The sequence below is a fragment of the Streptomyces sp. BR1 genome (assembly GCF_052373795.1).
Lineage (GTDB): Bacteria > Actinomycetota > Actinomycetes > Streptomycetales > Streptomycetaceae > Streptomyces.
The window spans coordinates 3,734,741-3,747,984 of the sequence record NZ_CM126252.1 but is presented as its reverse complement, the minus strand read 5'-3'; the positions used below and the strand labels follow the sequence as shown (position 1 = coordinate 3,747,984).

The window sequence follows — 13,244 nt, the reverse complement described above, 5'->3', positions numbered from 1 at the left end:
GTCAGCCCTTCTCAGGGCCACCGCTCTCCTCGTCTGCCGACTTGTCTTCCTTGCCGTCCTTCGCCGCGCCCGGCTGGGGCTCGGCGACGGCGACCCGCGCGGGGCGGATGGTGCGCTCGCCGATCCGGTAGCCCGGCTGCAGGATCGCGACGCAGGTCGTCTCGGTGACGTCCGGTGCGTACGAGTGCATCAGGGCCTCGTGGATCGTCGGGTCGAAGGGCTCGCCCTCCTTGCCGAACTGCTGGAGGCCCATCTTCGCGGCGACCGTCTCCAGCGACTCGGCCACCGACTTGAAGCCGCCGACCACCTCGCCGTGCTCGCGCGCCCGGCCGATGTCGTCGAGCACGGGCAGCAGCTCGGTCAGGAGGCCCGCGATCGCGATCTCCTTGACCGTGACCCGGTCCCGCTCGACCCGGCGGCGGTAGTTCTGGTACTCGGCCTGCAGTCGCTGGAGGTCCGCGGTGCGCTCACCGAGCGCCGTCTGGGCCTGGTCCAGCTGGGCCTGCAGGGCGATCTCCTTGGCCGCGTCCCCGGCCGGGGCCGCCTTCCCCTCCTTGGTGGAGGAGTCGGCGGCCTTCGGCTCGGCGTCTTCCTGTGCGCCGGAGGGGACGTCGGGCTTCTCCTCGAAACCCGGGGTCTCCTCCGTCATCAGGCGGCGCCGCCCTTCGCGTCGCGCGGCTTCTCGTCGTCGACGATCTCGGCGTCGACCACGTCGTCCTCGGGCTTGGCCTGCTGGGCGCCTTCGGCACCCGGCGTCGCACCCTGGGCGGCCTGGGCGTCCGCGTACAGGGCCTGGCCGAGCTTCTGGGAGACGGCCGCGAGCTTCTCGGTCGCGGTACGGATCTCCGCGGTGTCCTCGCCCTTGAGCTTGTCCTTCAGCTCGGTTACCGCGGTCTCGACCTCGGCCTTGACGTCACCGGGGACCTTGTCCTCGTTGTCCTTGAGGAACTTCTCGGTCTGGTAGACGAGCTGCTCGCCCTGGTTGCGGGACTCGGCGGCCTCGCGGCGGCGGTGGTCCTCCTCCGCGTACTGCTCGGCCTCCTCGCGCATGCGGTTGACCTCGTCCTTCGGCAGCGAGGAGCCGCCGGTGACGGTCATCTTCTGCTCCTTGCCCGTGCCCAGGTCCTTCGCGGTCACGTGCATGATGCCGTTGGCGTCGATGTCGAAGGCGACCTCGATCTGCGGGACGCCACGCGGGGCCGGCGGCAGACCGGTCAGCTCGAACATGCCGAGCTTCTTGTTGTACGCCGCGATCTCGCGCTCGCCCTGGTAGACCTGGATCTGGACGGACGGCTGGTTGTCCTCGGCCGTCGTGAAGATCTCGGAGCGCTTCGTCGGAATCGTGGTGTTCCGCTCGATGAGCTTGGTCATGATGCCGCCCTTGGTCTCGATGCCGAGGGACAGCGGGGTCACGTCGAGGAGCAGGACGTCCTTGACCTCACCCTTGAGGACACCGGCCTGGAGCGCGGCGCCGATGGCGACGACCTCGTCCGGGTTGACGCCCTTGTTGGCGTCCTTGCCACCGGTCAGCTCGCGGACGAGCTCGGCGACGGCCGGCATACGGGTGGAGCCACCGACGAGAACGACGTGGTCGATCTCGGAGAGCTGGATGCCCGCGTCCTTGATGACGTTGTGGAACGGGTGCTTGCAGCGCTCAAGCAGGTCGGCGGTCAGCTGCTGGAACTGGGCGCGCGTCAGCTTCTCGTCCAGGTGCAGCGGGCCCTCGGCCGACGCCGTGATGTACGGCAGGTTGATCGAGGTCTCGGTGGACGAGGACAGCTCGATCTTCGCCTTCTCGGCGGCCTCGCGCAGGCGCTGGAGCGCCATCTTGTCCTTGGAGAGGTCCACGCCGTGGCCGGAGTGGAACTGCTTCACCAGGTAGTCGACGACGCGCTGGTCCCAGTCGTCACCACCGAGGTGGTTGTCACCGTTGGTGGCCTTCACCTCGACGACGCCGTCACCGATCTCCAGGAGCGACACGTCGAAGGTGCCGCCACCGAGGTCGAAGACGAGAATGGTCTGGTCGTCCTTGTCGAGACCGTAGGCCAGGGCGGCGGCGGTCGGCTCGTTGACAATACGCAGGACGTTGAGGCCCGCGATCTCACCGGCCTCCTTGGTCGCCTGACGCTCGGAGTCGTTGAAGTACGCCGGGACGGTGATGACCGCGTCGGTCACCTTCTCGCCCAGGTACGCCTCGGCGTCGCGCTTCAGCTTCTGCAGGATGAAGGCGCTCATCTGCTGCGGGTTGAAGGTCTTGCCGTCGAGGTCGATCTTCCAGTCGGTGCCCATGTGGCGCTTGACCGAGCGGATGGTCCGGTCGACGTTGGTGACGGCCTGCCGCTTGGCGACCTCACCGACGAGGACCTCGCCGTTCTTGGCGAAGGCGACGACGGACGGCGTGGTCCTGGCGCCTTCGGCGTTGGTGATGACGGTGGGCTCGCCGCCTTCGAGAACGCTGACGACGGAGTTAGTCGTGCCCAGGTCGATGCCGACCGCACGTGCCATTTTGATTCCTCCAACTGACATCTTGAGTGGAACTGGCTCAAGGATGCCTCACCCGTCCCGGGTCGTCAACAGAGCTGAGTCGCCTGGGCTCAACTTTTATGTGCGCCTTACGTGGTGCGACGCTTTGACCTGCGGTCTTTTGCCCCCACCCCGCCCCTTCCCGGCTGTGACATTTTGCGGCTCCGCCGCGTGGCCTGGGCGGGCGGCCGGGGTCTTCGTCTGCGGACCGTGCTGGGTTGGGTGGGGGCTTGTCACTCGGCGTGGGCGACCTGCGGCGGGATCTGTTCTTCGGGGTGGGGGGTGTCCTCCCGTAGCAACACCAGCTCGCAGGAGAGCAGGCGACCGTCCCTCGGGTCCGCGAGCCCCGGTCGCAGAGACATCAGGGACAGACCCAGGACGTCGCGCGCGTGAGCCAGCACGTCGTCGAAGCCCGCACCCCCCTCGTACAGCGGCACCAGCGAAGCCCCCGCCTGGAGCCCGACGATCTCATCGGCAAAGGCACCCGCCCCCCGCAGCACCTCCCGCTCGTACCCCTGCACGGCCAGCCGCAGGAACACCCGCTCGCCCGGCGCGGTGACCGCCTCCCACACGGCGTCCAGCCGGTGCGCGTCGACACACCGCGTCCCTGTGTACACGGTGTGCGGCGCAGCCAAGCGGTGCCGGTCCAGCATCGGCAGCGCCGACGTGCTCACCCCCGCGTCACCCGCGATGTTCAGCACCAGCGGCCCGGTGCGCGGGCCGAGCGCGTACGGCTGCACGGACCAGCACGGATCCTCCGCCGCCCGCAGCCGCAGCTCCGCGCGCGGCTCGCGCAGCGGCTCGAAGGAGACGATGCGGCCCTCGTACCCGCAGCGCCGCAGCATGGTCCCGTACGCGCCGGAGTACGCGCCGACGTCGAGCACGAGGTCGATCTCGTACCGCCGCAGCAGCCGCACCAGACGCGGACCGTCGTCGGCGCCGAGCGGGCCGGGACCGGCGACACGGCCGAGGCGGCGCATGGCCGACAGCGCGCGGGGAAGCGGAGGGAACGTCACGCCGGAGCTCCCTCGGCCGCCGCCTCGCGGGCGGATTCGGTACGCGGACCCGTCGCCTCGTCCCCGTACACCGGGATCCGCAGCAGCGCCACCACCGCGACCCCCGCACCCAGGGCGAGCGGCAGCACGGCGGGCGGCGCCACGCGGCCGTCGTGGACGAGCAGCGCGGTCAGCGTCCCGGCGAAGGCGGCGAGCCCGAGGACGACGGCCGTCCCCTGCACGGTCAGCCCACTGCGGCGCAGCCGGTGCGCGATGTGGTCGGCCGCCCCCTCGGTCGCGGCCCGCCCGGCCCGCCGCCGGGAGACAAGGACCAGCACCGCGTCGGCGAGGACGACGGCCGTGAAGGCGAACAGAGAGGCGGTCGCACGCGCCGGATCCGCCTCCGTGTGGACGAGCACGGCCGCGCAGGCAAGCACGAACCCGGTGAAGAGCGAGCCGCAGTGGCCGAGCGCGATCCGCGCGGGATGCCAGTTGTGCAGCAGGAACCCGGTCAGCGAGGCCGCGAGCACGCTGAGCAGCAGCGCGAGCCCGGGCAGGTTGTCGGAGATCGCGCAGACGGCGAGCCCGAGCGCGGTCACCGCGGCCACCGTCCCCATCGCCCCGTCGGAGGCGTCCAGGAGGCTGAAGGCGTTGGTGACCAGGACGATCCAGAGCACCGCGAGCGCGCCCGGCCCCGGCGAGAGCCCCGACGCCACGGCGACCACCACGGTCGCGGCGGCGGTCTGCACCCCGATCCGCACCCGCGCCCCGAGCGGCCGCAGATCCCCCGCGAGCCCGAGCAGCGCGACCGCGCCGCCCGCCGAGATCACCGGCCCGACCCCCTCGCCGAACCCCACGAGCCCGAGCGCGGGCCCGGCCCCGACGGCGGCGAGCGTGCCCACCGCGACCGCGATCCCGCCATGGCGCGGGACATGGGCCAGGGAGCGCGCAGTACGGTGGCGGCGCAGGGCGAAACGGAGGAATCCGGCCAGCGAGGCCGTGCAGAACAGGGCGGCGACGGCGGCCGTGAGCCCGGAGATCATGCGAACCAAGTTAGATTGTTATGTCCGTGTATGGGCTGAATAACACGATGGACATTTCAAAACAGCCGGACGGCCCGCAGGCACCGCGTGTAAGCCATGCCCCACCCCATGCCGGACCATGGTCACTGAGGTCGGCCTGAGCGACACAGATCACCGCGTGCGCGGCTACAGTGCGGCCGCATAAGTGGGTACGCTCAGCAACGAACTCAATAAGTTACTGCTTAGTAATCCCTCGCAGGCCCGAGGAGCCCCGAAATGCAACTCGCCGCGATCATTGTGTCGCTGGTCCTAATCGCGGTCGGCGTCGCGCTGTTCGGCCGTGCCATCCTGCAGATCTACCAGTTCGTCCGGCTCGGCCAGCCCGTACCGGCCGGCACCCGTACCGATGAACCCGTGCAGCGTACGGTCACGGTGGCCAAGGAGTTCCTCGGCCACACCCGGATGAACCGCTGGGGCATCGTCGGTGTGGCGCACTGGTTCGTGGCGGTCGGCTTCTTCTCGCTGCTGCTGACCATCGTCAACGCCATCGGACAGCTCTTCCAGGCGGACTGGCTGCTCCCGATCATCGGCGACTGGGCACCGTACAACGTCTTCGTCGAGTTCCTCGGCACGATGACCGCGCTCGGCATCCTGACGCTGATCGTCATCCGGCAGCTGAGCCGCCCGGGCCGCCCGGGCCGCAAGTCCCGCTTCGCGGGCTCCAACATCGGCCAGGCGTACTTCGTCGAGGCCGTCATCCTCATCGTCGGCATCTGCATCTTCACGCTGCACGCGCTCGAAGGCGCCCAGCACCATGTCGACAGCTACGAGGCCTCGTTCTTCATCTCGTACCCGTTCGTCGCCTGGTTCCGGGACATGGACGTCTCCACGCTCCAGAACCTGACGTACTTCTTCGCGGGCCTGAAGATCGCGACCTCCTTCATCTGGATGATCACGGTCGCGCTCAAGACCGACATGGGTGTGGCCTGGCACCGCTTCCTCGCGTTCCCGAACATCTGGTTCAAGCGCAACGCGGACGGCTCCACCACGCTCGGCGCGCTCCAGCCGATGAGCTCCGGCGGCAAGGCGATCGACTTCGAGGAGCCCGGCGACGACGACGTGTACGGCGTCTCGCAGATCGAGCACTTCTCCTGGAAGGGCATCCTCGACTTCTCCACCTGCACCGAGTGCGGCCGCTGCCAGTCGCAGTGCCCGGCCTGGAACACCGGCAAGCCGCTCTCGCCGAAGCTCCTGATCATGTCCCTGCGCGACCACGCGCACGCCAAGGCCCCGTATCTGCTCGCGGGCGGCGGCAAGACCGCTCCGGATGGAGAAAAGGGGTCGGGCAACGAGAAGGCGACGCCCGAGCAGCTGAAGGACGTCCCGGCGTCCGCGCTGGCCGAGGCCGAGCGCCCGCTGATCGGCACCGCCGAGGAGAACGGCGTCATCGACCCGGACGTCCTGTGGTCCTGCACCACCTGCGGCGCCTGTGTCGAGCAGTGCCCGGTCGACATCGAGCACATCGACCACATCGTCGACATGCGCCGCTACCAGGTGATGATCGAGTCCGCGTTCCCGTCCGAGGCGGGCACGATGCTCAAGAACCTGGAGAAGAAGGGCAACCCCTGGGGTCTCGCCAAGAAGCAGCGCGTCGAGTGGACCAAGGAGGTCGACTTCGAGGTCCCGATCGTCGGCAAGGACGTCGAGGACCTGTCCGAGGTCGACTACCTCTACTGGGTCGGCTGCGCCGGCGCCCTTGAGGACCGCGCCAAGAAGACCACCAAGGCCTTCGCGGAGCTGCTGCACATGGCGGGCGTCAAGTTCGCGATCATGGGCGGCGACGAGAAGTGCACCGGCGACTCGCCGCGCCGCCTCGGCAACGAGCCGCTGTTCCAGCAGCTCGGCCAGGAGAACGTCGCGATGCTGAACATGGCGTTCGGCGAGGACGACGAGGACGAGTCGACGAAGAAGCCGAAGTCGTCGAAGAAGATCGTCGCGACCTGCCCGCACTGCTTCAACACCATCGCGAACGAGTACCCGCAGCTCGGCGGCGAGTACGAGGTCATCCACCACACCCAGCTGCTCCAGCACCTCGTGGACGAGGGCAAGCTGATCCCGGTGACGCCGGTGGAAGGCCTGATCACCTACCACGACCCGTGCTACCTCGGCCGTCACAACAAGGTCTACACGCCCCCGCGCGAGATCATCGCGAAGGTGCCGGGCCTGCGGAACGAGGAGATGCACCGCCACAAGGAGCGCGGCTTCTGCTGCGGCGCGGGCGGCGCGCGGATGTGGATGGAGGAGCGGATCGGCAAGCGCATCAACAACGAACGTGTTGATGAAGCGCTGTCGTTGAACCCCGACATCGTCTCCACGGCGTGCCCGTTCTGCCTCGTCATGCTGACCGACTCGGTCAACGGCAAGAAGAACGACGGCCAGGCCAAGGAATCCATCCAGGTCGTGGACGTGGCCCAGCTGCTCCTTGAGTCGGTGAAGACCCCGGCGGACCCGGCAGCGTCCGAGGACGCGGAGTCCGCCCCGGAGCCCGAGCCGGTGAAGTAGCCGACGCCCCTGGTTTTTAGGGGCGCGGGGAACTGCGCGACCAGCCCAAGACGGCCCGCAGTCGGCAAACAACCAAACAACAGCGGCCGGTCCTGCCCCCGAGGCAGAACCGGCCGCTGTTGCGTACGGGACGTCAGCGCTGCTGACCCCGGCGGTGGTAGAGCGCAAACCCCAGCCCCGCCGCACCCGCGGCAGCCATCCCGCCACCGGCCGCGATGAGCGGCACCTGGCTGCTGCCAGAGACACCCTCGGCCCCGGCCTTAACCGCACCCTTGGGCACCACACCGGTCTTCTTCCCATCCTTCTGGACGGTGTACTTCTCGATCAGCTTCCCCTGGAAGTCGTACACCCAGCTGTTCCCACCGCTCTTGCCATCGATGACAACGAACTTGTAGACGCCCTTACCGGCGTTCACGATCTTGTACGTCCAACCGTCGTTCAGCGTCGACGGGTTCTTCAGATCGATCGAGCCGAGGAAATTGCCGTTCGGCATGGAGATCTCGACGCGCGGACCGTCCGTGGTCTTGATCAGCTTCGCGATACGCCCGTCGGGCATCGTGACCTTCACGGCGGAGACGGCCTTGCGCTCGTCCTTCTTCTCCTGCTTCTTCTGCTCCCGCTTGTCGTGCTTCTTCTCGTCCTTCTTGCCCCCGTCGACCCACGAGGAGACGGTGCCGCCAGGCGTCAGCACGACATGCAGCCCATTGTTCTCGCCAGTCGCCGAAGAGCCGTTCGCGACAAGGGTGTCGAGCTTGGTCCCGTTCGCCCATATCTCGGCCTCGTAGTGGTTCTGGCCGAGCTTGTAGACCTTGGCGACGGAGCCGTCGGCGAGCTTGACGGACTTCACGAAGGACCGGCTTTCCTTCTTCGTGTCGTCCTTCTTGGACTCATCCTTCTTGGACTCGTCCTTGCTCTCGTCCTTCTTGCTCTCGTCCTTCTTGCTCTCGTCCTGCTTCTTGTCGTCGTCCGTGCCGGGCAGAACCTCGGGCTTCGGGTCGTCGCTGCCCGGCAGAACCTGGGGCTGGTCGGCCGGACCCGGCGTCGAGTCGGCGGCGAACGCGGCGCCCGCCGGAAGGGCGAACGCGGCAATGGCTCCGGTGGCGATGGCGGCGGTGCGAAGGGTGCGTCGGGTGGCGCGCATATCGGTGACTCTTCCTCGTAACTCGTGAACTGAGCGGCAGTTATGTCGTGTCTGTAGCCCTTTGCGGCGGTGACAACAAGAAAGTTACGGATGCGATGTCTGGGTAATGCGTAGGCAATGTAACGGTCGGCTGGTACTTGGCCTACGGGAATGTAAATCGGCACGATTTCAACCAGATTCATACTCCCTGCACCGGTACGACTACCCAGCGCTTAACCCTTGGCCCAAGATGCGGCATTCTGAGGCGCGTGAAGAGGCCGGTGCGTACACGTAGAGCTGTGGCAGGAGTGGCTGCGGTGATGGCCGCGACCCTGTGGGGTGCGGTGGGCTGCGGCCCGGACGCGTCCGCCGCGCATCCCACGTCCACCAAGGCAGCGGCGAGCGCACTCCGACCCGTACCGCACGGGCACGGCAGCAAGATCCCGTACGACTTCAACGGCGACGGCCACCGCGACCTCGTCCTCAACGACCTGGTCAAGGCCGACAACTACGGCGACGCCCCGGGCATCGCGATCGTCTACGGCACCGCCGACAAGGGCCTGGACCCCGGCACCCGCCAGATCCTCACCACCCGCCGCAACGCGGCCCCCGTCGGCGGCAAGCCGCCCGCCACGTTCGACGCGGAAGCATCGTGCGACCTGGACGGGGACGGGTACGCGGACCTGATCGTCACCACCGACCCGCCGTACAACGGCATCGGCCGCCCGCCCGTACCCCTCCAGATCCTCTTCGGCGGCCCCGGCGGCCTCACCGGCCGCGCGGTCGTGCTCCAGATCCCCGAGCAGGCACGGTTCGGCAACGACTGGCCCGACCACCCCGTCTGCGGCGACTTCGACGGCGACGGGACCACCGATCTCGCGGTCACCGCGACCGGCGGCCGCGTCAGCTTCCTGCGCGGCCCCTTCAGCCGCACCGGCGCCCCGCGCTCGGCGGGCGCCTCGCTCCCGGGCGGCGGGCCCGTGCTGGCCGCGCCGGAGCCGAAGGCGGACGTGAACGGGGACGGGTACGACGACCTGGTGGTCCGCGCCTCGGCCGCACCGGGCGCGGCGTCCCGCCTGCTCCTCGGCGGCCCGAACGGCCCGACCCGCCCCGGCGGCCGCTACACCGCACCCCGCGTCGCCGCCCCACCCGTAACTCCTCTCCCAGGCAGCGGCCCGGCCCCCGTGACCGACGTACTCCAACTCGCGGACTTCACCGGCGACAAGATCCCGGACATCGCCGTCCGTACGCACCGGGGCGAGGCGAAGGATCTGGTGACGCTGTACGCGGGCACGAGGGGCGGCTGGGACACGAAGCCACTCGTGGGATTCACGACCGCGGGGTGGGGCTGAAAGACGCCTCCGGGAGACCCCTAGCAGAAGCCCCTAGGGGATGTCACAGGTCAGCCGCAAACCGTGTCTCTTCCGGCCGCCCCGGCTTGGCGGTCCGTCAGACCAGGTACGTTCGAATGCGTGGCTGGATTCAGGATGGGACGCGGCCGGGACGACCGGAACGCGCGACAACAACCGCGGCAGGGGCAGGGCCGGGCGCAGCAGTGGCCGGACCCCCAGCAGCAGCGCGCGCAGCAGTACGGGTACGGGCAGCAGCAGCCGCAGTACCCGCAGCAGGGTGAGCCGGAGTACTTCGGCGACCCGTACGGCCAGGGCCAGGGCGGCCAGGGCCAGCCGTACGGCCAGGGTCAGGGCCAGCCGTACGGACAGGGCGGCTACGGGCAGCAGGCCGACTACGGCCAGGGCGGCGGATACGGGCAGCAGGGCCAAAGGGGCGGCTACGCCCAGGACCCGTACGCGGACAGCCCCGGCCACACCCAGGCCTTCAGCATCGGCGAGGACCCGTACGGCTCCGGGACGGCCTACCGCGCCGGCGCGGTCGCCGCGCCCCCGCCGGGCCCGCGGCTGCACTGGAAGGACCTGCTCCGGGGCATCGTGATGCGCCCGGGCCCCACGTTCTGGCAGATGCGCGACTACCCGGTGTGGATACCGGCGCTCCTCGTCACGTTCCTCTACGGTCTGCTCGCGATCTTCGGCTTCGACAAGGCCCGCGCGGACGTCATCAACACGACGCTCTCCAACGCCGTCCCGGTGGTGCTCGTCACCGGTGTGGTCTTCGTCGTCGGCGGCATGATCCTGGGCGCGGTCACCCACACGCTGGCCCGCCAGCTCGGCGGCGACGGCGCCTGGCAGCCGACGGTCGGCCTCTCCATGCTGATCATGTCCCTCACCGACGCGCCCCGGCTGCTCCTCGCCCTGTTCCTGGGCGGCGACAACGGCCTGGTCCAGGTGATCGGCTGGCTGACCTGGCTGGCGGCGGGCGCGCTGTTCACCTCGATGGTGAGCAAGTCGCACGACCTGCCCTGGCCGAGGGCGCTGGGCGCGAGCGCGATCCAGCTGGTGGCGCTGCTGAGCCTGATCAAGCTGGGCACGATCTAGTACGTACGGATATGTGAAAGGGGCCCGGGAGAAAAAGACTCCCGGGCCCCTTTCACGTATCCACTGTCCTACGCGTCGAGGACCTGGCCCTCACGGCGTACGACGGGGGGCTCGACGCTCCACGGGAAGTTGATCCAGTCGTCGGTGCGCTTCCAGACGTACTCGCACTTCACCAGGGAGTGCGACTTCTCGTAGATGACGGCGGAGCGGACCTCGGCGACGTGCTCGACGCAGAAGTCGTGCACGAGCTTGAGCGTCTTGCCGGTGTCGGCGACGTCGTCCGTGATCAGGACCTTCTTGCCGGAGAAGTCGATGGCGTTCGGGACCGGCGCGAGCATGACCGGCATCTCCAGGGTGGTGCCGACGCCGGTGTAGAACTCCACGTTCACCAGGTGGATGTTCTTGCAGTCCAGGGCGTAGGCGAGGCCGCCGGCGACGAAGACGCCGCCGCGCGCGATGGAGACCACGATGTCGGGCTCGTAGCCGTCGTCCGCGATGGTCTGCGCGAGGTCGCGGATGGCGCCCCCGAACTTCTCGTAGGTCAGGTTCTCGCGTACGTCGCTCATGTCACTCATACCGTTCTTGCCGTCTTGCCGCAGCTCAGACCTGGTCCGAGGAATCGGACCCGGGTCCGCAGCTCAGACCTGGGTCCGATGGAAATTGAGGTACGACCGCGAGGCGGTCGGTCCGCGCTGGCCCTGGTACCGGGAGCCGTACCGCTCCGAGCCGTACGGCGACTCGGAGGGCGAGGTCAGCCGGAACAGGCACAGCTGCCCGATCTTCATGCCCGGCCACAGCTTGATCGGGAGGGTGGCGAGGTTGGAGAGCTCCAGCGTCACGTGCCCGGAGAAGCCGGGGTCGATGAAGCCGGCCGTGGAGTGCGTGACCAGCCCGAGCCGCCCGAGCGAGCTCTTGCCCTCAAGGCGGGAGGCGAGGTCGTCCGGGAGCGAGATGACCTCGTAGGTGGACGCGAGCACGAACTCCCCCGGGTGGAGGATGAACGGCTCGTCGCCCTCCGGCTCGACGAGCCGGGTGAGGTCGGGCTGCTCGACGGCGGGGTCGATGTGCGGGTACCGGTGATTCTCGAACACCCGGAAGTAGCGGTCGAGCCGCACATCAATGCTCGATGGCTGGACCATGGATTCGTCGTACGGGTCGATGCGGACGCGACCCGAGTCGATCTCTGCCCGGATGTCCTTGTCTGAGAGAAGCACGTCCCGAGGATACGCAGGGTGCGCGGGGCTGCCGTAATCGGACAGACCCGCGCGCCTCACCGCGTACCGTCTACCGCTGCTCGTCCGTCACGGGGACGGCGTGCCGCAGCCGCGCGCAGCGAGGGCACCGGATCAGCCGCCCGGGCCCGATCCGCGCGTCCCCGAGCTGCTGCATCGGGAACGATTCGGTGGTGAAGACATGCCCCTCGGCACAGCGGACGACGGTGCGTTCCAGCGAGTCCATCAAGTGGCTCAAGTCCCTTCCCCAACAACCAGCATGGACGAAGAAACCACCACATTAAGGGATGAACGGGACGCCCTTCCAGGCGGCACTCCGAGCACCCGGAACCCCCTCAAGGTACGCCCCAACTCCACACCCCGGCAGCCGGATCACACCCCTGTCGCCGCCCCGGGAACGCGAGAAGCCCCCGGGCTGATACGCCGGGGGCCTGGCATGGGGTAGGGTGAGCGACGATGCGATTCCCTTTCGGGGGAGCCGGTCGCGCGAGTGTAGTTTAATGGTAGAACATGAGCTTCCCAAGCTCAGAGCGCGGGTTCGATTCCCGTCACTCGCTCCACAACCAAGGCCCAGGTCATCGACCCGGGCCTTTTTGCTGTCCGGAGAGCTGGTGTCGGCGACGGGTCCGTCGGCCCCTACCTGGGAGTACGCTGGAAGTACCGAGGGCACTTCGCACCCCGGCCTCAGCGCCGTCGTCGTCCTCGGGGAGCGAATACACCAGTGTCACTGTCCGCGGGCAGTGGCCTGGAGACGGGTCCGCGTCATGTCCGCGACCATCCTTCCTTTCCCGGCCCAGCGCGATCCCGCCGCGACTCCGCCCGTACGCCTCGCCCTCAAGCCCCCGGGCACCACCCGTGGGCTCCTGGACGGCGCCTGGTGGCCCCGCTCCCGCGATCTGCTGAGCGAACTCCCCGTACTCACCGGCGTACTCGACCCGCTGTGGGGACGGATCACCCGCGTCGCCGTCAACCCCGAGCACTGGCCCGTCATGCCCCGCAAGGTGCCCGTCGGCGGCCATGTGGTGAAGGTCGGCGGGTTCACGCAGCAGGACCCGCACAAGCTCCTGCTGCTGTCCTACGGCGTCGGCCGCTGGGACCTGCTGGTGATTCCGCCGGGGACCACCGCCGCCGCGGCCGCCCGGCTCATGGCCGCCGCGACCGACGGCACCGGCCCCCAGCCGACCGCGAGCGCGCTCGTCGCGGCGGAAGCGTCCCGCCACGACCCGCCGGCCGCCGACCGGCCGCAAGACCCCGAGGAAGCCTGGGAGTACGAGGGCGGCGCCTCCTCGACCCACGTCGGCGCGGCCGCCCGGCCCAGCCGCCTCCTGGTGGGGATGTGA

12 protein-coding genes and 1 tRNA gene are annotated in these 13,244 nt (G+C 69.0%); 5 read left to right on the top strand and 8 right to left on the bottom strand.

The window, feature by feature from the left end; translation table 11 throughout:
• Nucleotide 1: 1 nt before the first annotated feature.
• The 4 genes from grpE to ACT1U9_RS16295 all read right to left on the bottom strand — a co-directional run bounded on the left by grpE (nt 2) and on the right by ACT1U9_RS16295 (nt 4,561).
• On the bottom strand, nt 2-649 hold the full coding sequence (gene grpE, locus ACT1U9_RS16310; protein ID WP_444533473.1) for a nucleotide exchange factor GrpE: 648 nt from the start codon (nt 647-649) through the stop codon (nt 2-4).
• Nucleotides 649-2,505: a molecular chaperone DnaK gene (gene dnaK, locus ACT1U9_RS16305; RefSeq protein ID WP_444533472.1), complete on the bottom strand. Its 1,857-nt coding sequence runs from the start codon at nt 2,503-2,505 to the stop codon at nt 649-651. The genes grpE and dnaK overlap by 1 nt, the downstream gene beginning before the upstream one ends.
• A 251-nt stretch (nt 2,506-2,756) precedes the next feature.
• Entirely contained in the window at nt 2,757-3,539 is a 783-nt protein-coding gene (locus ACT1U9_RS16300; RefSeq protein ID WP_444533471.1) for an FkbM family methyltransferase, read from the bottom strand.
• Entirely contained in the window at nt 3,536-4,561 is a 1,026-nt protein-coding gene (locus tag ACT1U9_RS16295; protein WP_444533470.1) for an MraY family glycosyltransferase, read from the bottom strand. Before ACT1U9_RS16295 ends, ACT1U9_RS16300 begins: the two co-directional genes overlap by 4 nt.
• Before the next feature lie 255 nt (nt 4,562-4,816).
• On the opposite strand from ACT1U9_RS16295, the gene ACT1U9_RS16290 reads away from it, so the two are divergent.
• A complete protein-coding gene (locus tag ACT1U9_RS16290) occupies nt 4,817-7,102 on the top strand; it encodes a (Fe-S)-binding protein (protein WP_444533469.1) in 2,286 nt (761 codons plus the stop codon).
• Nucleotides 7,103-7,235: 133 nt separating this feature from the next.
• On the opposite strand, the gene ACT1U9_RS16285 is transcribed toward ACT1U9_RS16290, so the two are convergent.
• The gene (locus tag ACT1U9_RS16285; RefSeq protein WP_444533468.1) at nt 7,236-8,243 is read right to left on the bottom strand and encodes a hypothetical protein; all 1,008 of its coding nucleotides are present in this window, start codon (nt 8,241-8,243) and stop codon (nt 7,236-7,238) included.
• A 299-nt stretch (nt 8,244-8,542) separates the two neighbouring features.
• Here ACT1U9_RS16285 and ACT1U9_RS16280 point away from each other — a divergent pair, with 299 nt between their 5' ends.
• Both ACT1U9_RS16280 and ACT1U9_RS16275 read left to right on the top strand, forming a co-directional pair.
• Entirely contained in the window at nt 8,543-9,574 is a 1,032-nt protein-coding gene (locus ACT1U9_RS16280) for an FG-GAP repeat domain-containing protein (RefSeq protein WP_444533467.1), read from the top strand.
• Between the two features lie 120 nt (nt 9,575-9,694).
• On the top strand, nt 9,695-10,672 hold the full coding sequence (locus ACT1U9_RS16275) for a Yip1 family protein (RefSeq protein ID WP_444533466.1): 978 nt from the start codon (nt 9,695-9,697) through the stop codon (nt 10,670-10,672).
• A 68-nt stretch (nt 10,673-10,740) separates the two neighbouring features.
• On the opposite strand, the gene ACT1U9_RS16270 is transcribed toward ACT1U9_RS16275, so the two are convergent.
• From ACT1U9_RS16270 to ACT1U9_RS16260, 3 genes are all read right to left on the bottom strand, one after another.
• Entirely contained in the window at nt 10,741-11,238 is a 498-nt protein-coding gene (locus ACT1U9_RS16270) for a phosphoribosyltransferase (protein ID WP_188276844.1), read from the bottom strand.
• A gap of 72 nt (nt 11,239-11,310) precedes the next feature.
• Nucleotides 11,311-11,886, bottom strand: coding sequence for a dCTP deaminase (gene dcd, locus ACT1U9_RS16265; protein ID WP_188276843.1), 576 nt, complete (start codon nt 11,884-11,886; stop codon nt 11,311-11,313).
• Nucleotides 11,887-11,956: 70 nt separating this feature from the next.
• Nucleotides 11,957-12,142: a hypothetical protein gene (locus ACT1U9_RS16260; protein WP_188277310.1), complete on the bottom strand. Its 186-nt coding sequence runs from the start codon at nt 12,140-12,142 to the stop codon at nt 11,957-11,959.
• 248 nt (nt 12,143-12,390) lie between these two features.
• On the opposite strand from ACT1U9_RS16260, the gene ACT1U9_RS16255 reads away from it, so the two are divergent.
• Nucleotides 12,391-12,464: transfer RNA gene (locus tag ACT1U9_RS16255), tRNA-Gly, on the top strand.
• Nucleotides 12,465-12,668: 204 nt separating this feature from the next.
• Nucleotides 12,669-13,244: a DUF5994 family protein gene (locus ACT1U9_RS16250; RefSeq protein ID WP_444533465.1), complete on the top strand. Its 576-nt coding sequence runs from the start codon at nt 12,669-12,671 to the stop codon at nt 13,242-13,244.